General features: G+C 69.4%; 18 protein-coding genes. 5 read left to right on the forward strand and 13 right to left on the reverse strand.

Features of this window, described 5'->3' with window-relative positions; all coding sequences use genetic code 11:
• Positions 1-570: 570 nt before the first annotated feature.
• Together tyrS and ACFPJ1_RS22150 are read right to left on the reverse strand one after the other, a co-directional pair.
• Complete coding sequence (tyrS, locus tag ACFPJ1_RS22145; RefSeq protein ID WP_380106583.1) at positions 571-1,875, reverse strand: tyrosine--tRNA ligase; 1,305 nt, start codon at positions 1,873-1,875, stop codon at positions 571-573.
• A 76-nt stretch (positions 1,876-1,951) separates the two neighbouring features.
• On the reverse strand, positions 1,952-2,989 hold the full coding sequence (locus tag ACFPJ1_RS22150; protein WP_380106585.1) for an App1 family protein: 1,038 nt from the start codon (positions 2,987-2,989) through the stop codon (positions 1,952-1,954).
• Positions 2,990-3,065: 76 nt separating this feature from the next.
• On the opposite strand from ACFPJ1_RS22150, the gene ACFPJ1_RS22155 reads away from it, so the two are divergent.
• The gene (locus ACFPJ1_RS22155; RefSeq protein ID WP_380106587.1) at positions 3,066-4,025 is read left to right on the forward strand and encodes an LLM class flavin-dependent oxidoreductase; all 960 of its coding nucleotides are present in this window, start codon (positions 3,066-3,068) and stop codon (positions 4,023-4,025) included.
• 19 nt (positions 4,026-4,044) lie between these two features.
• Here the strand turns inward: ACFPJ1_RS22155 and ACFPJ1_RS22160 are convergent, their stop codons facing one another.
• The 8 genes from ACFPJ1_RS22160 to argC all read right to left on the reverse strand — a co-directional run bounded on the left by ACFPJ1_RS22160 (position 4,045) and on the right by argC (position 12,076).
• Complete coding sequence (locus ACFPJ1_RS22160; protein WP_380106589.1) at positions 4,045-4,749, reverse strand: DNA-3-methyladenine glycosylase; 705 nt, start codon at positions 4,747-4,749, stop codon at positions 4,045-4,047.
• A gap of 31 nt (positions 4,750-4,780) precedes the next feature.
• A complete protein-coding gene (gene argH, locus ACFPJ1_RS22165; protein ID WP_380106591.1) occupies positions 4,781-6,196 on the reverse strand; it encodes an argininosuccinate lyase in 1,416 nt (471 codons plus the stop codon).
• Positions 6,197-6,285: 89 nt separating this feature from the next.
• Positions 6,286-6,822, reverse strand: coding sequence for an arginine repressor (locus ACFPJ1_RS22170; protein ID WP_380106593.1), 537 nt, complete (start codon positions 6,820-6,822; stop codon positions 6,286-6,288).
• Positions 6,819-7,751 (reverse strand): ornithine carbamoyltransferase, encoded by a 933-nt coding sequence (argF, locus tag ACFPJ1_RS22175; RefSeq protein ID WP_380106596.1) that lies wholly within the window; start codon positions 7,749-7,751, stop codon positions 6,819-6,821. The genes ACFPJ1_RS22170 and argF overlap by 4 nt, the downstream gene beginning before the upstream one ends.
• Entirely contained in the window at positions 7,748-8,950 is a 1,203-nt protein-coding gene (locus tag ACFPJ1_RS22180) for an acetylornithine transaminase (protein ID WP_380106598.1), read from the reverse strand. Before ACFPJ1_RS22180 ends, argF begins: the two co-directional genes overlap by 4 nt.
• On the reverse strand, positions 8,947-9,849 hold the full coding sequence (argB, locus tag ACFPJ1_RS22185) for an acetylglutamate kinase (RefSeq protein ID WP_380106600.1): 903 nt from the start codon (positions 9,847-9,849) through the stop codon (positions 8,947-8,949). Before argB ends, ACFPJ1_RS22180 begins: the two co-directional genes overlap by 4 nt.
• Positions 9,846-11,048: a bifunctional glutamate N-acetyltransferase/amino-acid acetyltransferase ArgJ gene (gene argJ, locus ACFPJ1_RS22190; protein WP_380106602.1), complete on the reverse strand. Its 1,203-nt coding sequence runs from the start codon at positions 11,046-11,048 to the stop codon at positions 9,846-9,848. Before argJ ends, argB begins: the two co-directional genes overlap by 4 nt.
• Positions 11,045-12,076, reverse strand: coding sequence for an N-acetyl-gamma-glutamyl-phosphate reductase (gene argC, locus ACFPJ1_RS22195; RefSeq protein WP_380106604.1), 1,032 nt, complete (start codon positions 12,074-12,076; stop codon positions 11,045-11,047). The genes argJ and argC overlap by 4 nt, the downstream gene beginning before the upstream one ends.
• Positions 12,077-12,454: 378 nt before the next feature.
• Here argC and ACFPJ1_RS22200 point away from each other — a divergent pair, with 378 nt between their 5' ends.
• From ACFPJ1_RS22200 to ACFPJ1_RS22215, 4 genes are all read left to right on the forward strand, one after another.
• Entirely contained in the window at positions 12,455-13,006 is a 552-nt protein-coding gene (locus tag ACFPJ1_RS22200; RefSeq protein WP_380106606.1) for a carboxymuconolactone decarboxylase family protein, read from the forward strand.
• Positions 13,003-13,944, forward strand: coding sequence for an RNA polymerase sigma factor SigJ (sigJ, locus tag ACFPJ1_RS22205; protein ID WP_380106608.1), 942 nt, complete (start codon positions 13,003-13,005; stop codon positions 13,942-13,944). The genes ACFPJ1_RS22200 and sigJ overlap by 4 nt, the downstream gene beginning before the upstream one ends.
• 421 nt (positions 13,945-14,365) lie before the next feature.
• Positions 14,366-14,887 (forward strand): GNAT family N-acetyltransferase, encoded by a 522-nt coding sequence (locus ACFPJ1_RS22210; RefSeq protein WP_380106610.1) that lies wholly within the window; start codon positions 14,366-14,368, stop codon positions 14,885-14,887.
• 80 nt (positions 14,888-14,967) lie between these two features.
• Positions 14,968-15,516 (forward strand): dihydrofolate reductase family protein, encoded by a 549-nt coding sequence (locus ACFPJ1_RS22215; RefSeq protein WP_380106612.1) that lies wholly within the window; start codon positions 14,968-14,970, stop codon positions 15,514-15,516.
• A 6-nt stretch (positions 15,517-15,522) separates the two neighbouring features.
• On the opposite strand, the gene ACFPJ1_RS22220 is transcribed toward ACFPJ1_RS22215, so the two are convergent.
• The 3 genes from ACFPJ1_RS22220 to ACFPJ1_RS22230 all read right to left on the reverse strand — a co-directional run bounded on the left by ACFPJ1_RS22220 (position 15,523) and on the right by ACFPJ1_RS22230 (position 20,459).
• Positions 15,523-17,856: a hypothetical protein gene (locus tag ACFPJ1_RS22220; protein ID WP_380106614.1), complete on the reverse strand. Its 2,334-nt coding sequence runs from the start codon at positions 17,854-17,856 to the stop codon at positions 15,523-15,525.
• Complete coding sequence (locus ACFPJ1_RS22225) at positions 17,853-18,824, reverse strand: glycosyltransferase family 2 protein (protein ID WP_380106616.1); 972 nt, start codon at positions 18,822-18,824, stop codon at positions 17,853-17,855. The genes ACFPJ1_RS22220 and ACFPJ1_RS22225 overlap by 4 nt, the downstream gene beginning before the upstream one ends.
• Positions 18,825-18,917: 93 nt before the next feature.
• A complete protein-coding gene (locus ACFPJ1_RS22230) occupies positions 18,918-20,459 on the reverse strand; it encodes a gamma-glutamyltransferase (RefSeq protein WP_380106618.1) in 1,542 nt (513 codons plus the stop codon).
• Between the last annotated feature and the right edge of the window lie 3 nt (positions 20,460-20,462).

The following is a 20,462-nucleotide window of genomic DNA, read 5'->3' on the forward strand; positions in this document are numbered from 1 at the left end:
GCGGAGAGTCAACACATCGAGTAGATCCTCTGGATATCTCAGAAACAATCAAACTGACTTGAATCATTCTTATTCAAAGGAATCCGCCACAAACAAAAGACAACCCAACACCCAAAATCCCAGACAGGACCAGGGTGGACAAGATCATCCAATGCCGTGAACGGGGATAAAACTGTATTTCGGCATTGACTTTCGGCACGCTGTTGAGTTCTCAAGAATCGGACGCACACCGCATCCCCAGCCTTTCGGCCTGGACTCCGGGGCAACCTGCGTTACTCTACCGGATCAGATCCATCGGGGCAAGCCCCAAGATGTTCCGATCTTGACCCCGCGCCTCAACCGCCGACCCGAGCCCGATGGGCACGTTTCGACCTGGGTTAGCTTTGGGGGGTTCGGAGCGTCCGGCCGCTTGCGCGTCCCGCACTCGCTCCAACAAGAAGAACAGTACGTGGCGGGCAGGTAGCCGGTCAAATCGGTAGCTGGTGCACCCGATCACACGGCTGTAGTTTGCCGCCGGCCTCGAGCTGCAGGGGGTGATCCCGCACCTCGACGACGCCCGGCGACTGGCTGTCAGCTCGAGGCCGGCGAGGCCAGAACCCCTGCGAATGAACGCTTCCCGCGCCGCAGTACCAGTGCTCCGCCGGGCAGCAGGTCGTCCGTTCCCGGCACGTACTCGGCGTCGCTCACCTTCACGTTGTTCAGGTACCCCCCACCCTCGGCAACGGTCCTGCGCGCGGCCGACTTGCTGGCCGCTAGACCCGCCTTCACGAGCAGGTCGCCGTACGTCGGCATGGGTTCGCCGGCGGCGAGCTCCACGTGGGGCGCCTCACGCAACGCGGCTACCAAGGTGTCCCCGTTGAGAGCTGCCAGTTCGCCCTGTCCGAAGAGAGCCTTCGACGCCTCTTGCACGCGCCGGGTCTCGTCCTCGCCATGCACCAGCGTCGTGACGTCCTCCGCCAGGACCCGCTGGGCCTCACGGGCGTAGGGACGCTCCGTGGTCGCCTGGTCCAGCGCTGCGATTTCCTCAGCCGTCCGGAACGTGTAGAACCGCACCAGCTGCATCACATCGCGGTCGTCGGTGTTGAACCAGAACTGGTAGAACGCGTACGGCGAGGTCAGCTCCCGGTCCAGCCACACCGTGCCCGACTCGGTCTTGCCGAACTTGGTCCCGTCCGCCTTCGTCACCAGCGGAGTCGCCAGCGCGTGCGCCTTCCCCGACTCGGTACGCCGGATCAGCTCGACCCCGGCGGTCAGGTTCCCCCACTGGTCGCTGCCACCGGTCTGCAGGGTGCACCCGTAGCGCCGGTAGAGCTCCAGGTAGTCCAGTGACTGTAGGAGCACGTAGCTGAACTCCGTGTAGCTGATCCCCTGCTCGAGCCGGGCCTTGACGACCTCGCGGCCGAGCATCCGGTTAACCGGGAAGTGCTTGCCGATGTCGCGCAGGAAGTCGAGCGTGTTGAGGTCCTTGGTCCAGTCGTAGTTGTTCACCATCCGCGCCGGGTTCGGCAGGGACGGGTCGAAGTCGACGAACCGCTCCACCTGGCTGCGGACCTTCTCCACCCACTGCTGGACGACGTCCTTGGGGTTCAGCACCCGCTCGGACGATTCCTTGGGATCGCCGATCAGTCCGGTGGCGCCGCCGACGAGCCCGATCGGGTTGTGGCCGGCCAGCTGCAGCCGCCGCAGAGTCAGGAGCTGCAGCAGGTTGCCCATGTGCAGACTCGGCGCGGTCGGGTCGAACCCGACGTACGAGGTGATCGGGCCGGCCGCCATCGCGGCTCGCAGGGCGTCGGGATCGGTGGAGTGCGCGATCAGGCCACGGCTGTCCAGGTCGTCGAGCACCTGGGTGCGGCTTGCGGTCCCGCTGTCGGTCACTGGGGTTCTCCTCGAGTCACGTCGGATCACCTCTAAGTGTCCTGTACCCGCTCCAGCCTCCGAGGGCCGGGAGGGGTCAGGTCGCCTCGGGCCGTGACAGTACTGCGCGCAGTTGCGCGACCAGGGCGTGTCCGTCGGGGCCATGCACGGTGGCAGCCGTCGGGCGATGGGGATCGTGGGCACCGGGGTCCGGGTTCGGCACCGGGAGACCGTGGGACAGCACCTGCTCGGCCGGAGTCAGCTGGCGGATGCCGATGGCCCGCACGTGCTCCGGATGCGTCTGGGCGAAGTCGCCGTACAGCTGTGGGTCGTGCTGTCCGTCATCGCCCACCAGCACCCACCGCACCTTGGGGAACTCCGTGGCCAGCCGGCGCAGCGCGGTGCGCTTGTGCTCGCGGCCGCTGCGGAACCAGCCGGTGTTGGTCGGTCCCCAGTCAGTCAGCAGCATCGGCCCAGCCGGGTAGCCGTGCCGGGCCAGAAACCGGGTCAGCGTGGGCGCCGTGTTCCAGGCTCCCGTCGACAGGTAGAAGATCGGTGCGCCCGGGTGGTCGGTGAGCAGTTCGGCGTACATCTCGGCCATGCCGGGGACGACCCGGCGGGCCTGCTCGTCGCGGACGAAGGTGTTCCAGGCGGCGATCATCGGACGCGGCAGCATCGTCAGCATCACCGTGTCGTCGATGTCGCTGACCAGGCCGAAGGTGGCGTCCGGGTCGGGCACGTACACCTTGCCGCGGGCCTGCCGCTCACCGTGCACACCCAGGCTGATCTCGTGCCAGCCGGGCGGCAGCACCACCGGCACGCTCAGGTCGATGAACCCGCCGCGGTCCGTGGTCCCCTCGAAGCTCTCCCCGGCGACCGTGACGGCCACCTGCACTCCGGTCGCCGGCGCCGTGACGAAGACCCGCCAGCCGCGCACCACCTGATCCTCGTCGTACCGGGGCTGGTTGCGCGGGTCGCGGCTGAGCACGACGCGGGCCATCACCCGGGTGAAGTCCTGAGTGCCGTAACCGACGTGCGGGATGATCCGCTCCCGCCAGCCACGCCGGCGCAGGATCGCCTGCACGCCGGCGTTGAACCAGTCCTCCAAGCGGGAGGAGTAGTGCGGACGGGCCATGCCAGGAAACCTACCCGTCCGGGGGGCTCGTACGCGCACTCACCGGACTGTCCCAGGCGACCTTTACTGTCTCGATATGACTCCGACCACTGCCGCCCTGGGGATGTGCTTCCCCCGGACTTTTCCCGCCGCGCTCGTCACGGATGTCGCCCGGCGCCTCGAGGAAGGAGGCGCCGACGAACTCTGGGTGATCGAGGACTGCTTCTACACCGCTGGGCCGTCCCTCGTGGCCGCGGCGCTGTCGGTGACCGAGCGGCTGACCGTCGGCCTCGGCATCGTGCCCGCGGTGGCCCGGACCCCCGCTGTCACCGCGATGGAGTTCGCCACCCTGTGCGCACTCGGACCCGGGCGGTTCCTGCCGGGCATCGGGCATGGCGTGCAGGTGTGGATGGACCAGATGGGCGTGCGGCCGAAGTCGCCGCTGACCACGCTCGAGGAGGTGACCGTCGCGGTCACCCGGCTGCTCGCGGGCGAGACGGTGACCATGGACGGCAAGGTGGTCTACCTGCAGGACGTGAAGCTCGACCAGCCGCCGGCCGACCCGCCGCCGATCGTGCTCGGCGTGCGCGGACCGAAGTCGCTGGCCCTGGCCGGCCGGGTCGGCGGAGGTGTCGTGCTCGCGGAGCCGGCCGGCCCGTCGTACGTGCGGGCGGCGGTCGAGGCGGCCGGCTCGCCGGAGGGGTTCGTCGTCGCGGCGTTCAGCGCGTTCTGCGTGCGCAGCGACCGCAAGACGGCGTACGAGTGGACCGCGCCGTGGCTCGCCGGGCTGATCGAGCAGAAGAACCCGGCACTGCCCGCGCTGCCGTTCTACGACGACCTGCTGAAGCGGTACTCCGAGTCCGGCGTACCGGGGCTCGTCACGATGCCGCAGGACTGGTGGACAGAGCTCGGCCCGATCGGCACGCTCGACGACGCAGCGACGCACATCGAGGCGCTGGAGGCGGCCGGGGTGCACCACATCGGTCTGTTCCCGGACCCCGAGGTCGAGCACGGACTTCCCATGCTGGAGCACGTCGTCGCGCTGGCCAACCGGTGAACGCTGGCCGACCGGTGGGCTAGGAGCGGCGTTTGGGGAGGTGCGGGCGGTAAGGGGAGACCGTGGGGTCGCCGGGGATCCAGAAGCGCCAGGGTCGGTCGGCGGCCTCGCGGAGACCTACCCGCGGACCGGTGGACGGTTCGCCCTCGAAGCCCGGGCCTTCCAGGAGCTGGATGGGCGACCCAGGGTCCAGAAGGTCCGAGCCGTTCGCCCCCCGGTCGATGCCGAGCACAACGCATAGCCGTGCCGGTCCGCGCGCCAGATCCCGGTCCGGATCCGCCTTGACCCGGCTACTCGCCGGCACCTTCCCCGGCAGCACTCCCCCTGGCCTGTTGAAGCCGGTCGACTGGTTGAACTTCACTTGCGGAGTGTCTGGTTGACCTCGGCGTTTGCGGGCCAACTCGACGCCTTCGACGATCTCGCCGGCCCGGAAGAGGATGGCGGACGGTTGGCCGTCCGGGCCGGCGCTGACGTTCATGCAGAAGTGCATGCCGTAGGTGAAATAGACGTAGAGGAATCCCGGCGGTCCGAACATCACCGCGTTGCGGGCCGTCTCCCCGCGGTACGCGTGCGACCCCGGATCGTTCGGGCCGTCGTACGCCTCGACCTCGGTGAGGCGTACTGCGACGGTGCCCTCGTCGGTGGTGCGGCGCAGAACCATGCCGAGCAGCCTCGGCGCGACTTCGAGGACCGGGTCCGCCAAGAGCGCGCGAGGTACAGGCATGGAGCGACTCTAGTTCGCCGTGCCCAGAGCCCTAGGCGAGGCGCTCGGCGTGGGCGGCAGCGCGGCCGCGTAGCTCGGCCAGTTGCTCGGCGACACGAGGGCCGGCGGTGCCGCCGCGGCCGTTGCGGGAGGCAACGGATCCCTCGACGCTGAGGACCGAGCGCACCTCGGGCGTCAGCGACGGCGAGATCGCCGCGAGGTCCTCGTCCGACAGGTCCCACAGCTCGATGCCGCGCTTCTCGCACTCCTGGACGCAGGCACCGGCGAGCTCGTGCGCGACCCGGAACGGCACCTTCTGCCGGACCAGCCACTCGGCGATGTCGGTCGCCAGCGAGAACCCCTGCGGCGCCAGCTCCTCCAGCCGCTCCGTGTTGAAGCGCAGCGTCCGGATCATCCCGGAGAACGCGGGCAGCAGCACCTCGAGGGTGTCGACGGAGTCGAAGACCGGCTCCTTGTCCTCCTGCAGGTCGCGGTTGTACGCGAGCGGCTGCGCCTTCAGTGTCGCGAGCAGCCCGGTCAGGTTGCCGATCAGCCGGCCGGCCTTGCCGCGGGCGAGCTCGGCGATGTCCGGGTTCTTCTTCTGCGGCATGATGCTCGAGCCGGTCGAGTACGCGTCGTCCAGCTGGACGAACCCGAACTCCTTGGTCGCCCAGATGATCACCTCCTCGGCCTGCCGGGACAGGTCGACGCCGATCTGCGCGGTGATGAAGGCGAACTCCGCCACGAAGTCGCGCGCGGCAGTGCCGTCGATCGAGTTCGGCGAGGAGTCGGTGAAGCCCAGCTCGGTCGCGACGAACTGCGGGTCGAGCCCGAGCGAACTGCCCGCCAGCGCCCCCGACCCGTACGGCGAATCGGCGGCGACCCGGTTGTCCCACTCGGCCAGCCGGTCGAGATCGCGGATCAACGGCCAGGCGTGCGCCATCAGGTGGTGCGACAGGAGCACCGGCTGCGCGTGCTGGAGGTGAGTCCGGCCGGGCATCGCGACGCCGAGGTGCTTCTCGGCCTGCTCGGCGATGGTGGTCACCTGGTCCAGCACGAGCCGGCTGATGATCCGGCCGTGGTCGCGCAGGTAGCTCTTGAACAGCGTGGCGACCTGGTCGTTCCGCGACCGGCCGGCCCGCAGCCGGCCACCGAGCTCGGCACCCAGCCGCTCCAGCAGACCGCGTTCCAGCGCGGTGTGCACGTCCTCGTCGTCTTCCGCTGGGAGGAACGCACCGGACAGCACGTCGGCCAGCAGTTCGTCGAGCCCGGCCAGCATCTTGGTGAGATCCTCGTCGGTCAGCAGCCCGGCGCGGTGCAGCACCTTCGCGTGCGCCTTCGACCCGGCGATGTCATAGGGAGCCAGTCGCCAGTCGAACTGGGTCGACTTGCTCAGGGCCGCCAGCGCATCCGCAGGCCCACCCGCGAACCGGCCGCCCCACAGGGCGGCGCTCTCTCCGGTACTCATCTCTCGATCCTCTCAACCACTGTGTTCGCGCCCGGGCATGGGGCGTCAAAGGGGACGGCTCTTCCGGCCGATCCCCGCGCTGCCTCAGTTCACTTGGCGTCGGAGTGATGGTCCTGTTTGTAGTCGTTGCGGGCGGCCAGGGACAGGAAGCGGGCCGCCAGGGCCTCGCCTCCGGCCGGGTCGCGCGACACGACCATCACGGTGTCGTCGCCGGCGATGGTGCCGAGTACGTCGTCCAGTCCCACGTGGTCGATCGCCGACGCGAAGTACTGGGCCGCACCCGGCGGGGTTCGGAGGATGACCAGGTTGGCACTGCCCTCGGCAGACACCAGGAGCTCGGACGCCACCCGGCCGAGCCTGGCCTCGAAGGCGGCCGCCTCGCCGGCACGCGGAGTACGGTCGCCGCCTTCACCCGGTACGGCGTACACGAGGAGGCCGGCGGAGTCGCGCACCTTGACCGCGCCGATCTCCACCAGGTCGCGGGACAGGGTCGCCTGTCCGACCACCAGCCCGGCACCCGCGAGGAGGTCCGCGAGCTCCGTCTGGGAGCGGACCGGCTGGCGCCCGAGCAGATCGACGATCCGCTGCTGACGCGCGGTCTTGGTGGTCGGTACTGCGATGGTCATGAGCTGAAGTTCCTCGCCAGGAGCCAGGCGAGCAGCGCCTTCTGCGCGTGCAGCCGGTTCTCTGCCTCGTCCCAAACCGCCGACTGCGGGCCGTCGATCACGGCGGCCTCGATCTCCTTGCCCCGGTAAGCGGGCAGGCAGTGCAGCACGATCGCGTCGTCCTTCGCCTTGGACATCAGTTGCTCGGTCACCGCGTACGGAACGAACGGTGCCTCCCGCAACTCCGCCTCGAACTCCTGGCCCATCGACACCCAGGTGTCGGTGGCAACGACATCAGCGCCGGCGACCGCCTCGAGTGCGTCCGCCGTCCAGGCCACCGATCCGCCGGTGGTGGCGGCGATCTCGGCCGCCTTCGCAAGGATGGCGGCATCGGGCTGGTAGTCGTCGGGTGAGCCGACGACCACGTGCATGCCCGCGGTGGCACCGCCGAGTAGATAAGAGTGCGCCATGTTGTTGGCGCCGTCGCCGAGGTAGACGAGCTTCAGGCCGGCCGTGCCGCCCTTGTGCTGCCGGACGGTGAGCAGGTCCGCGAGGATCTGGCAGGGATGGAACTCGTCGGTCAGCGCGTTGATCACCGGCACCCGCGAGGCACCGGCCATCTCCTCGATCCGGACCTGACCGGCGGTCCGCCAGACGATCGCGCCGACCTGGCGGTCGAGCACCCGCGCGGTGTCCGCGATCGGCTCGCCCCGGCCCAGCTGCGAGGTCTGCGCATCGATGATCAGCGGTACGCCGCCGAGATCCGCGATGCCGACCGCGAACGAGATCCGGGTCCGGGTGGAGGTCTTGTCGAAGATCACCGCGACGGTCTGCGGCCCGGCCAGCGGCTGGTGCCCGAACCGGTCGGTCACCATCTGCTGCGCGAGCGTCAGGACCTCGTCCTGCTCGACCGGGCTGAGATCGTCGTCCCGCAGGAAGTGCCTGGTCATACGCCCTCCACCTGGTCGAGCATGCTGGGCAAAGCCGCGACGAAGCTGTCAGCGTCAGCCTTGCTCAGAATGTACGGCGGCGCCAGCCGAATCGCGTCCGGAATCGGGTTGTTCACCACGAAACCGGCTTCCAGCGCCAGCGCGGCGATCTGATCCGAGACCGGCTGGTTCAGCTGGATGGCGAGCAGCAGCCCACGACCCCGGACGCCGGCGATCAACGGGTGCTCGAGCGCCTCGATCGCAGACACCAGGTGGTTGCCGACAGCATTCACATTGGCGAGCAGGCCGTCCCGCTCGATCACGGTCAGTACTGCGAGACCGGCGATCGCCGCGACCGGGTTGCCGCCGAAGGTCGTGCCGTGGTTGCCGGGCTGGAGCAGCTCCGCGGCGGCGCCGAACCCGAGGCAGGCGCCGATCGGGATCCCCGCGCCCAGGCCCTTCGCCACGGTGACGATGTCGGGGGTGATCCCGTCCGCCTGGAAGGCGAACCAGTCACCGGTCCGGCCGACACCCGTCTGGATCTCGTCGATCCACAGCAGCGCGCCGTGCTCGGCTGTAATCTGCCGCGCGGCCTGCAGGTAGCCGTCCGGCGGGACGACGACGCCGTTCTCCCCCTGGATCGGCTCGAGCACCACCGCCGCCGTCTCGTCGTCCACCGCGGCGGCGAGCGCGGCCGCGTCGCCGTACGGGACGAAGGTGACGTCGCCGGGCAGCGGTGCGAACTGCTCCCGGTACGCCGGCTTCCAGGTGATCGCGAGCGCGCCCATCGTCCGGCCGTGGAAGGCGCCGACGGTCGAGACGATCTTGGTCCGGCCGGTCTTGCGGGTGATCTTGAAGGCGGCCTCGTTCGCCTCGGTGCCGGAGTTGGTGAAGAACACCTTGCCTTCGGCGTCGAACAGCGACAGCAGCTTCTCGGCCAGCGCGATCTGCGGCGCGGAGGCGAAGAAGTTCGACACGTGGCCGAGGGTGGCGAGCTGGCTCGTCACCGCGGACACCACGAACGGGTGCGCGTGGCCGAGCGAGTTCACCGCGAGCCCGCCGAGCAGGTCGAGGTACTTGCGGCCGTCGGCATCCCACAGGTACGCGCCCTCGCCGCGGACCAGGACGCGCTTGGGGGCGCCGAAGGTGTTCATCAGGGCGTTCGTGTAGCGCTCGGTGAGCGCGGCCCCGGTGCCGTCGACGGTGAGCAGTTCGGTCATGACGGGATCACCTGGGTTCCACTTCCGGCGTCGGTGAAGATCTCCAGCAACAGCGAGTGCGGCACCCGCCCGTCGATCACGGTCGCCCGGGACACCCCGGACTGGACCGCGCGCAGGCAGGCCTCCATCTTCGGCACCATCCCCGAAGCGAGCGAGGGCAGCAGCTCGGCCAGCTCGGCGGCGTCGATCTGGGTGACGATCTCCTCGCTCTCCGGCCAGTTGCGGTAGAGCCCGGCGACATCCGTCAGTACGACGAGCTTCTCCGCGCCGAGCGCCACGGCCAGCGCGGACGCGGCGGTGTCTGCGTTCACGTTGTGCGCCTGACCGTCCTCGTCCGGGGCGATGGTGGAGACGACCGGGATCCGGCCGGCGTCGATCAGGTCGATCACGGCCTCGGGGCGTACGTCGACCACGTCGCCGACCAGGCCGATGTCCACGGACTCGCCGTTGATCATCGCGCCCCGCCGCTCCGCGGTGAACAGCCCGGCGTCCTCGCCGGACATCCCGACGGCGAACGGGCCGTGCGCGTTCAGCAGACCGACCAGCTCCCGGCCGACCTTGCCGACCAGGACCATGCCGACGACGTCCATCGCCTCGGGCGTGGTCACCCGCAACCCACCGCGGAACTCGCTGTCGATGCCGAGCCGAGCGAGCATCGCGCTGATCTGTGGGCCGCCGCCGTGCACGACGACCACCCGGACTCCGCAGTGCCGCAGGAACACGATGTCGGAAGCGAACGCCTGCTTGAGCTCGTCGTCGACCATCGCGTTGCCGCCGTACTTCACCACGATCGTCTTGCCGTGGAACTCCTTCAGCCAGGGCAGCGCCTCGGTGAGCACGGCGGCCTTCTCGACCGCGGACGCCTGGCTGGTCGCTGTGGTGGGACTCGTCGTGGTCACGACGAGTACGCCGAGTTCTCTTCGACGTACGCGTGCGACAGGTCCGTGGTGAGCACCGTCGCCGACGCGTCGCCGGCGTGCAGGTCGATCACCACGTCGATCTCGGGGCCGCTCAGGTCGGCCTTGGAGCGATCCACCCCCTTGCCACCGGCAACGCAGATCGCCGCGCCGTTCAAGGTGATGTCGAGCAGCGCCGGGTCGAACGCGGTCGGGGCGTTGCCGACGGCCATCGCGATCCGGCCCCAGTTCGGGTCGGAGGCGAAGAAGGCCGTCTTGCAGAGGTTGTCCTCGGCAACGACCTTCGCGGCGGCGACGGCCTCGGCCTCGGTGGCCGCGCCGTTCACGGTGATGCTGACGTGCTTGGTGACACCCTCGGCATCCGCCTGCAACTGCTTCACCAGGTCAGCAGCCAGGGCGGTGAGAGCCGCCTCGAACTCGTCCGCCGCGACCGTGACACCGGAGGCGCCCGAGCTGAGCAGGAGCACGGTGTCGTTGGTGGAGGTGCCGCCGTCCACGTCCAGCCGGTTGAAGGTCTTGCCGACCGCGTTCCGCAGTACATGGTCCAGATGGGGCGGATCGACCACAGCGTCGGTGGTGATCACCGACAGCATGGTCGCCATGTTCGGCGCGCACATGCCGGCGCCCTTGGCGAAGCCACCGATGCTCCAGCCGTCCGGGTGCCGCAGTACCGCCTGTTTCGGCACGTTGTCGGTCGTCATCACCGCGGTCGCCGCGGCGAGACCGTGCGCTGCAGTCGATCCCAGTGCGTCGACGCACTGGGAGATCCCCGGGATCAGCTTCTCCATCGGGAGCCGCTCGCCGATCAACCCGGTGGAGCAGACGCCGATCTCGGCCGCGCCGACCTGCAGGACCGCCGCGAGCTCTTCGGCGGTCGTATGGGTGTCCTGGAACCCCTCGGGTCCGGTGCACGCGTTGGCGCCACCCGAGTTGAGGACCACTGCCTTCAGCTTGCCCGCGGTGAGGACCTGCTGGGACCAGAGCACGGGAGCGGCCTTCACCTTGTTGGTGGTGAAGACGCCCGCTGCCCCGTTGTCCGGTCCGTCGTTGACGACCACGGTCAGGTCCGGCTTGCCGGCCGGCTTGATCCCGGCGATCACCCCGGCCGCACGGAAGCCGGCCGGCGCGGTGACTCCGGCGCTCCGATCGACCTGGGCGTGCGGGGTGACGGCGAGGGTCACGGTGCTACTCCTACGAGGGGAAGGGCCAGGGTCTCGTCGAGTCCCGCGGCCAGGTTCATGCACTGCACGGCGGCGCCGGCAGTGCCCTTGGTGAGGTTGTCCATCGCGGCCACGATCACGGCGCGGCCGGTCCGCTGGTCCAGCGTCACCTGCAGCTGGACAGTGTTCGCGCCGAGCGTCGCCTGCGTCTGGGGCCACTGACCCTCGGGCAGCAGGGCGATGAACGGCTCGTTGCTGTAGGCATCTTCATAGGCCTGCCGAAGGGACTGCGCGGTGGTGCCTTCGGCAACGGGTGCGCTACAGGTGGCGAGGATCCCGCGCGGCATCGGCGCGAGCACCGGAGTGAATGAGACGGAGACCGCCGCATCCGTGACCGCGGCCAGGTTCTGCTCGATCTCCGGGGTGTGCCGGTGCACGCCGCCCACGCCGTACGCGGTCGCCGAGCCCATCACCTCCGCGCCCATCAGGTGCGCCTTCGGGCCCTTGCCCGCGCCGGACGTCCCGCTCACCGCGACCACCACCAGTTGGCCGGGATCGACGAGACCACCCTGTACCGCGGGGAGCAGCGCGAGCGTGGAGACGGTGGGGTAACACCCAGGTACTGCGACGCGGTTCGATCCGCGCAGCTTCTCCCGCTGGCCGGGCAGCTCGGGCAGACCGTACGGCCAGTGGCCGGCGTGCTTGCCGCCGTAGAACTCCACCCAAGCCTCGGAGTCGATCAGCCGGAAGTCCGCGCCGCAGTCGATCACGGTGACGTCCTCGCCGAGTTGCTCGGCGATTTCGGCGGACTGCCCGTGCGGAAGCGCCAGGAACACCACGTCGTGACCGGCGAGCGTCTCCGCCGAGGTCTCGACCAGGGTGCGTCCGGCGAGGGGCAGCAGGTGCGGGTGATGCTGACCAAGCGTCGTCCCGGCACTGCTTCCGGCGGTCAGCGCCCCGATCTCGACCTCCGGGTGCACGGACAGCAGGCGAAGCAGCTCACCCCCGGCATATCCACTCGCACCGGCGATCGCGACCTTGAGACTCATATGAATGAGTATGCCATCGATCGGAAGAATATCCAACCAAACCATTCCCGCGCGACCTGCTGTGAGACTCCCCGAAACCGGCACTCTGTGCACCGCCTGAGCAGATCCCGGCCGCTCGAACACTCAACTGGCGCACAAGGTGCGGCCTAGGACACCCGTCGGGACCGGCGCACAACGTGTGGCCTCGGACACCCTGTCGGGGCCTCGGATACGAAATACCCTGTCACAGGTCCCCGCGTGGTGTCCCAGGTCCCTACCTCTGCACGCCACCCGCGCCGCAGCGCAGAGCGCAAGGCCGTCTTCGTCGTGGTGTGACGTGGGTCATGTCACGCCTGGGGCGGGTCCGCGTGTCCGGAGGGGGAGACGGAGGAGGAGCAGATGGCGCGGATCGGGATGGAGCACCGGCGGACGGTGTTCGTGCGGGCGATGGAGCGGTGGAGCCGGAAGAAGTACGGGCAGGTGCTGGATCCGGGGAAGGCGGCGTTGCACAACCGGCGGGTGCTGGTCAGCACGGGGTTGCTGGAGTTGTCGGCGGCGCGGTGGAACAAGCTCGATCCGACGCTGAAGGCGCTCGCGGGGATGGTGGCATCCGGGCAGATCGGCTGCAGTTGGTGTATGGATTTCGGGTACTGGGAGTATCACCACCAGGGCATCGACCCGGTCAAGCTCCGGGCCGTGCCGCGGTGGCGGGACAGCGACGTCTACACGGATCTGGAGCGCGCGGTGATGGAGTACGCCGAGGCGATGACGGCCACCCCACCCGAGGTGACCGACGAGCAGGTGGAGAGGTTGCGGCGTGACCTGAACGACGCCGAGCTGGTCGAGCTCACCACTCAGGTCTCGCTGGAGAACTTCCGCTCGCGGACCAACTCCGCGCTCGGCCTGACCAGCCAGGGCTTCAAGAGGTACTGCGAACTGAGGCCGGCGTGACGGAATCACGCAACACCGAACCCCCCGGCACCGAGGAGGAGCTCGCCGCCGAGTTCGCCGAGCATCGGCAGGTGCTCGTCGGCGCGGCATACCGGGTGGTCGGCAGTGTCGCCGACGCGGAGGACGTCGTCCAGGAGACCTGGTTGCGTTGGGCGGCCGCGTCGGTGGACCGGGCCGAGATCCGGGACGTCCGGGCGTACCTGATCCGGATCACCACCCGCCTCGCGCTGAACCGCCTCCGCCAGCAGAAGGCGCAGCGCGAGCAGTACGTCGGCCCGTGGTTGCCCGAGCCGATCGCGGCCGCGCCGGCGACGGAGGACCCGGCGGCGGTCGCGGAGGTCGCGGACTCCGTCTCGATGGCGATGCTCGTCGTGCTCGAGACCCTCTCACCGCTGGAACGCGCGGCCTTCGTACTGCGCGAGGTGTTCGACCTCCCGTTCGGCGAGATCGCGGACACCCTCGGCCGGTCGGAGACCGCGGTACGGCAGTTGGCACACCGGGCCCGGGAACACGTGCACGCGCGGCAACCGCGGCACCGCGTCGACAAGGCGCGGCACACCGAGGTGACCAGCCAGTTCCTCGCGGCCGCCTGGTCGGGCGACTTCGACCAGGTCGTCTCGTTGCTCGCCCCGGACGTCGTGCTGGTGAGCGACGGCGGCGGCAAGAAGAAGGCCGCGCTCCGGCCGCTGCATGGCGCGGAGAAGATCGCGCGCTGGCTGTTCGGGGTCCTCGCGGCCGACGAGGAGGCGGCCGGCTTCGAGATCCGGCTGGCCGAGCTGAACGGCGAGGACGCCTTCATCGCCTACAACGGCGAGGAGGTCGACAGCGTCGGCTTCACCGAGATCGACGACAGCGGCCGGATCTGCCAGATCTACGTGGTCCGCAACCCCGACAAACTCACCGCCATCCCCCGCCTCCCCGACCTGCCCCAGCAGTAGCCGCGGTAAGAGTCTGTACTGCGGACGCGGCGGGCCGGGTGAACCATTGCTCTGAATGGTTACAACCCCGCGAGGGAGTCAGGCGGACTGGCTCCCTCACAAAGCGCTCTCCGAGCTGCTGCTCCGGCACGGCTGTACCGAATGACAGGAAGTCGTGGCTCGCGACGTCAGCCTCCACGCCTACGGAGGCGGCTGAGGCGCAGAGAGAACGCAGTACTCCTGTCGTTCCGTACATCGCTCGCTCGGACTCAGCGATTGCCGGACCGAATGCCGGCATCCACCGTGGCTGATTCGCGCGACACGTCGGACGCGGAGCCACCCCGCGCCGGGCGGGCAAGGGAGCGACGGAGGAGCGGACGAGACGGTGGCCTGGGTTGACCGTAGACTGCCAGATGCAAGTCAGTCGCATTTGGGAGGGTTTGTGGAGTACGTCGTGGTTGCTGCGGACGGGGTGTCGGACCCGGGGCTGCGGGCGGATTTGCTGGATACCTGGATCGCGGCCACGGATGCGGGTGGGAGCGTCGGGTTCACCGCGCCCGCGCCGGTGCATCTGGTCGCGGAGACGCTGGACCTGGCGCTCGAGCGGGTCGCCGGCGGCAAGGACCTGCTTGGCGTGCTGCACAACGGCGAGCGGTACGTCGGGATGGGCCTGCTGGTCGGCAAGGAGGGTCCGCTCAGTCAGCACTGGCGGACCGTGCTGCGGGTGATGGTGCACCCGAAGTACCAGGGTGGCGGCGCCGGGCGGCTGCTGATGAACGGCCTACGCCACTCGGCCGTGGAACTCGGCCTGGAGCAGCTCCAGCTCACCATCCGCGACGGCAACAGCCTCGAGGAGTTCTACCAGCGCCTCGGCTACCGCATCGTCGGCAACCACCCCCGAGCGGTCCGCGTCGCCCCCGACGACTACCGCGACGAGCTCATGATGGTCACCGACCTCCCTTGAGCTGACCTGAATCATGTCGAACCACACCGACCGCCTCCGACGTCCGGTATGACCACAGTCGACACCCGGAGGTAGCCACCATGCGGGACCTGATCGTCACCCAGAACATCACCCTCGACGGCGTGATCGAAGCGACGGACGGGTGGTTCGACCCCGCCGACGGCGAGGACTCGTCCGACCTGATCGATGAGATCACCCGCCAGCGCGAGGCCGCCGACGCCTTCCTGGTCGGGCGCCGGACCTTCGAGGACATGCGTGGCTTTTGGCCTCAGCAGACCGACGACCAGACCGGCATCTCCGACTACCTCAACGCGGTCTCGAAGTACGTCGTGTCCAGCACTCTGCAGGATCCGCGGTGGCAGCACACGACCGTACTGCGGGGCCCGGTGCGGGATGGCATCCGGAAGCTCAAGGAGCAGCCGGGCAAGGACATCGTCACCACCGGCAGCATCCGTCTCGTGCACGAGCTCGTCGCCGCGGACCTGGTCGATGAGTACCGGCTGTTCGTCTATCCGACAGTGGTCGGCAAGGGACGGCGGTTGTTCGAGGACGGGACCGCTCGGCTGACGCTCGTCCAGACCCTGCCGTTCCGCTCCGGCATCGTGTTGCTGCGCTACCGAACAAACTGACTGGGATCAGGGCGTGAGTTCGTAGATCCGGACCCGCTGCTCGCTGTGTCGGAGCACGGCCAGCTTGTCGAGCTCGGGAGACACCGGTCCGCTGAAGAGATCGGCGTACAGCCAGCGGACGTGGTACTCGTCGCGGAGCCGGCGCAGGACGGCTGCTGTCGGTTCGTAGAGTGCCTGATTCGTCAGCGCTACCCGTTCCGGCCAGGGCGAGGGCTGCTGGGTGTACGGTCTGCCGCCGACGCCCTGGTTCACCATCGCCTGGGAGGTGTAGCCCCAGCCCTCGATGAAGGTACGGCGGCCGGCGATCCCGCTGACGATGTAGCCGCGAGCGTCGCAGCCCGGGCCCTGTTGCGCGGCCGGACGGCACCAGGTGTTGGAGGCGACGATGTCCGTCGGCGCGGAGTTCTTCGCGAGCCAGAGGGCGGCCTTCTGCTCGTCGGGGTAGACCCACCAGCGCGCGGAGGTGTAGGTCTGCGCCTGCTGGCCACCGTTGAGATGAAGGTTCTGCTCGAAGGTCCTTGCCGACTGCACCACCAGCACTGTCAGCAGGACGAGGATGCCGCCGAGGCCGGTCATCGCCGGCCTGCTGCTCGCCAACCGGAACCAGACGAACACCAGCACGCAGGTCAGGGCGACGACTGCGATCAGCGGCCGCCCGACGAGCAGGACCCGATGCAACTGCGAGCCCCGCGGAGTCTCGTCCGTGGTCAACAGGATGAGGGCGAAGACCCCACCGAGCAGCACCGCGACCGCCGCGATCTTGAGCAACGCCGCTCGCCGGAAGGGCTGTGCGTAGGCGCGGGTCCAGGTCGCCAGCAGCCAGCCCGTCGCGGCGAGGCTGAACGGCACGACGCTGTACACGAAGTACCCCTCGCTGACCGACGGATGGTCGACCAGGAGGAAGCCGGCCCACCCCGCGATCAGCGCGCCGAGCAGGAACCACCCGAGCGGATCGCGACGCAGTTCACGCCTGGCGAGCAGGCCGTACCCGGTGGCAGCCAGCAGGTGCCAGGTCAGCAACAGGACCGCGACGACGGCGGCGCCGCCGATGGACAGCAGGTTCCCCGACGTCAACGCGGGGAGAATCACTCCACCCTCACCTGCCGGGGTCGGGTCCTTGGTCGCCGCGAGGTAGCCGCCCTGGGTCTTCACCACGGCGAGGAGTTGCAGCCCCGACCCGCTGGTGCTGCCGGCGACCGTGACCATGGTGGCGACCGCGGCGGCGACCAGCAGCGAACCGGCCGCGATGAACCGCCAGGGCGGCCGACGATCGCGGATCATCGGCAGGAGCGCCGGCAACCCGACCGCGCCGACCAGGATCGGCAGGATCGTCGGCTTGGAACCACCACCCACGACCGCGACGGCCAGGGCCAGCAGCCACAACCCCTTGCCACCGGTACCTCGGATCAGCAGGTCGATCAGGAAGATCCCGGCCGCGGCTCCGGCCGTCATCCCGAACGTCTGGGACGGGCTCAGCAGGCTGAACGGCGGTGACAGGTTCACGCTCGTGTCGATGAACAGGAAGAGGTTCGGCCCGGCCAGAGCAGCCGCCGCCAGTACTCCGGTCCACCACGCGCGGCTCACGGTCCGGGCCAGCGTCGCGAAGACCAGCAGCGCCACCAGCACCTGTGGCAGCAGCCAGAGCCGGTAGAGCACGGTGATCGGCGAGAGCTTCGTGATGTCGACCGAGGCAGCCATGTCGGCGTTGGGGAACCAGTGGTAGTCCAATGACTCCCCCGCCACCTGTGGCAACTGCGGAGGCACCGAGCGGGTCAGCTCGCTCAGCATCGACAGGTGGTACAGCAGATCCTGGTAGTACGACGTTCCGTCCGGCGGCGCCGGGTGGTACTTCATCGCGCCGAGCACAGTCCCACCGAGCAGCACGGTCGCGGCGATCACCATCCCCCACGTCCACCACAAGGGCAGCGGCCGGGGCTCCGCGATCCGCCAGTACTTCCGCAGCCGTGGCAGCGACGCGAACGCGATCAGCGCCAGCGCGGGCCAGACCACCAGCCACCGCTGCCAGCCGAGCGCCGTGAAGATCGCCCAGCCGGCCAGCTGGAACACGGCCCCGACGGCCGCCCCGAGCCCGAAGTCCTCCGCCCAGTTCCCCGTACTCCGCCACAACCCCCGCAGGATCAGGATTCCCGGCAACGCGACCGCCAGAGCGAAGTACAGGGTGTACTTCGCGATCGCGCCGATCGGGACGTCGAGCGAGAGCAGGGAGATCACTGTGACCAGGAACGGCAGGAGCCAAGGCAACAGCCGGGCCAATGTCCCGTGGCCGGCGTCCGCTCTGTGCGTGCGGGGGCGGTCCCGGGAGACCAGGGCGAGGTTCATCTACTGGGGACCTCGTCAAGCGCTTGGTGGCCCGGGTCCTCGAGGCTGTCGTAGCCGACCAGGAACTGCGGCCGCCGCTGGCTCGACTGGAACAGCCGCGCCACGTACTCACCCAGCAGCCCCAGGCAGAGCAACTGGATCGCCCCGATGATGCTGACCGCGAGGACCGTAGAGGTCCAGCCAGGGACGCTGTTGCCCGCCAGCTTGATGCCCAGAGCACCGATCACGAACAAGGCCGACACCACCCCGCCGAGCAGTCCCAGCCAGGTCGCCAGCCGCAGCGGAGCGGCCGAGAACGCCGTCACACTGTCGAAGGCCAGCCGGAACATCTTCGACCAGTTGTACTTCGTCACCCCTGCCGCCCGCTCGGCGCGAACGAACTTCACCTCGGCACTCGGAAACCCAAGCCACGGGATGACCAGCCGGAACACGCGGCCGTCCTCGGGCAACGCGTTCACGGTGTCCACGACCCGACGAGAGACGAGCCGGAAGTCCGCCGCGTCGAACGGGATGTCCTTGCCGACCAGACGACACATCAGCCGGTAGTACAGCTGTGCCGTGGTCCGCTTCGGCCAGGAGTCACTCGACCGGTCGGAGCGCACGCCGTACACGACGTCGACGTCCTTCTCCCGCGCGGTGGCGAGGAAGTCCGCGATCACCTCGGGCGGATCCTGGAGATCGGCGTCGATGGTGACCAGGTAGCGGCCGCGGGCGCGGCGGAACCCTGCCGACTGCGCGGCCTGGTGACCGGAGTTGCGGAGCAGGCGGACGACGCGGAGCTCGGGCCAGTCGGTCGCCGCGGCGAGCAGCATCGACGCGGTCGCGTCCCGGCTGCCGTCGTCGACCACCAGTACCTCGTAGCCGATGTCGAGTCCGTCGAGCAGCGGGCGCATCCGTTCGAAGAAGATCGGCAGCACCTCTTCCTCGTCGTACATCGGCACGACGACGGAGAGTTCGGGGTCCCCCATGTCCGGCTGTCCTCCAGGGTCGGGTGTCGGGTGAATGCCCGGTGCACCGTGTGGGCAGCCGATCGATGCGGCCGGGGTGAAAGTAACAGGTAGTCAGCTCTCGGGTGACACCGCGATCGCTCCGGTGCGCCGCGGGTCCCCCACCGCGAGCAGTCCGTCGGTGGGGTCCCAGAAGGCCGCGGCGACCCCACCGAAGTACATCGAGTGCGGCGGCATCGGGCGGACCGGGAGGTTGCTGGCGCCCTCGACCTCGAGGTCCTCCTCGAAGTCGACCACCACGTTCTCGCGGACCCGGACGTGCAGCCGCGGGTGCTCCACCGCTTCCTCGAGCGACAGCCCGCCGTGCGTGTAGAGCGCGTAGACCTGGGCGATCGCGGTCGGGATCCGGTCGGACCCGGGCGAGCTAATCGCCAGTACGGCGCCGTCGCCGTCCCGCCGTGCCACGCTAGGCGCCATGTTCGAGGTCAGCCGGGTACCCGGCGCGAGGCTGTGCGGCCCGCCGTGCACGAGTTCCTGCTCGCCGAGCGCGTTGTTCAACCAGATGCCCGTGCCCGGTGTCATCACACCCGAGCCGTACCCGGACGACACCGTGATCGCGCAGGCGTCACCTTCGTTGTCGACCACCGAGACGGTCGCGGTACTGGGGGAGCTGAGCGCGCGTAGATCTCCGGCCGCCGCGAGGTCGAGCACCTTCTGCCCCTCGAGCCGGCGCACGTCCTCCACGTCCAGCTCGGCCAGCCGCTGACCCAGTACGGCGTGCTGGACCTCGACCAGCCGCTCCAGCTCGTCCGGACGCCAGCTGCCCTGCTTCGGAATCCCGTCCAGCAGGGCGAGCATCGCGGCGACCGCGACACCGCCGACAGCCGGCGGCGGGTTCGTCGCGAGGGTCCAGCCGTTCTGCCGGACGGTCAGCGCCGGCCGGACGATCGCCTCGTACGCCGCGAGGTCCTCCGCGGTCAGGATGCCCTCGTTGTCGGCCATGTCCCGGACGAGCAGCTCGGCCAGTTCCCCGGTGTACATGGTCTCCGCGCCGGCCGAGGCGATCAGCTCGAGTGCCTCGGCGAGCTCGGGGATCACCACGTTCGTGCCGGCCTTGATCACCACGCCGTCGTCGTCGTGCACGACCCCGTGGCTCGGCCGGTGCCAGCCGAAGATGATCTCGTGGGTGTAGCCGAGGTAGTAGCCCGACGTCCGGCTCAGCGGGAACCCCTGCCGGGCGACCTCGATCGCGGGCCGGACCACCTCGCTCCACGGCGCGTTGCCGCAACGCCGGTGCGCCAGGTCGAGGGCCTTCATCCCGCCGGGCGTGGCGACGGACCCGTGCCCCACGGTGGTCGTGGTCCCGCCGCCGTAGTCGGTGGTCACGTCCCAGACGCCGCGGCCGAACCGTTCGCCGGTCAGGCCGCGGCCCGGCATCTCCACCCAGCCGTCGATGGTGACAGCCTCGCCGCCGGCCACCTGCAGGGTGACGAAGCCACCCGAGGCCGGCGAGACGACACCGATCTCGTTCACCATCGTCACCAGGGTCGCGGCGATCGCGGCGTCGACCGCGTTACCGCCCTCGGCCGCGAGCCGTACGCCGGCCTCGGCCGCCGTCGCGTTGGGCGCGGCGACCGCGACCCTGGGCTTCGTCATCGG

This window comes from Kribbella qitaiheensis (assembly GCF_042657745.1).
GTDB lineage: Bacteria > Actinomycetota > Actinomycetes > Propionibacteriales > Kribbellaceae > Kribbella > Kribbella qitaiheensis.

Excerpts from the sequence above, each read along its gene's own strand:
- ACFPJ1_RS22160 (WP_380106589.1), bottom strand. The coding sequence starts at position 4,749 with ATGCCTGTACCTCGCGCGCTCTTGGCGGACCCGGTCCTCGAAGTCGCG.
- ACFPJ1_RS22170 (WP_380106593.1), bottom strand. The coding sequence starts at position 6,822 with ATGACCATCGCAGTACCGACCACCAAGACCGCGCGTCAGCAGCGGATC.
- argF (WP_380106596.1), bottom strand. The coding sequence starts at position 7,751 with ATGACCAGGCACTTCCTGCGGGACGACGATCTCAGCCCGGTCGAGCAG.
- ACFPJ1_RS22180 (WP_380106598.1), bottom strand. The coding sequence starts at position 8,950 with ATGACCGAACTGCTCACCGTCGACGGCACCGGGGCCGCGCTCACCGAG.
- ACFPJ1_RS22220 (WP_380106614.1), bottom strand. The coding sequence starts at position 17,856 with ATGAACCTCGCCCTGGTCTCCCGGGACCGCCCCCGCACGCACAGAGCG.
- argH (WP_380106591.1), bottom strand. The coding sequence starts at position 6,196 with ATGAGTACCGGAGAGAGCGCCGCCCTGTGGGGCGGCCGGTTCGCGGGT.
- ACFPJ1_RS22230 (WP_380106618.1), bottom strand. The coding sequence starts at position 20,459 with ATGACGAAGCCCAGGGTCGCGGTCGCCGCGCCCAACGCGACGGCGGCC.
- ACFPJ1_RS22200 (WP_380106606.1), top strand. The coding sequence starts at position 12,455 with ATGGCGCGGATCGGGATGGAGCACCGGCGGACGGTGTTCGTGCGGGCG.
- ACFPJ1_RS22225 (WP_380106616.1), bottom strand. The coding sequence starts at position 18,824 with ATGGGGGACCCCGAACTCTCCGTCGTCGTGCCGATGTACGACGAGGAA.
- ACFPJ1_RS22155 (WP_380106587.1), top strand. The coding sequence starts at position 3,066 with ATGACTCCGACCACTGCCGCCCTGGGGATGTGCTTCCCCCGGACTTTT.
- argC (WP_380106604.1), bottom strand. The coding sequence starts at position 12,076 with ATGAGTCTCAAGGTCGCGATCGCCGGTGCGAGTGGATATGCCGGGGGT.
- ACFPJ1_RS22215 (WP_380106612.1), top strand. The coding sequence starts at position 14,968 with ATGCGGGACCTGATCGTCACCCAGAACATCACCCTCGACGGCGTGATC.
- ACFPJ1_RS22150 (WP_380106585.1), bottom strand. The coding sequence starts at position 2,989 with ATGGCCCGTCCGCACTACTCCTCCCGCTTGGAGGACTGGTTCAACGCC.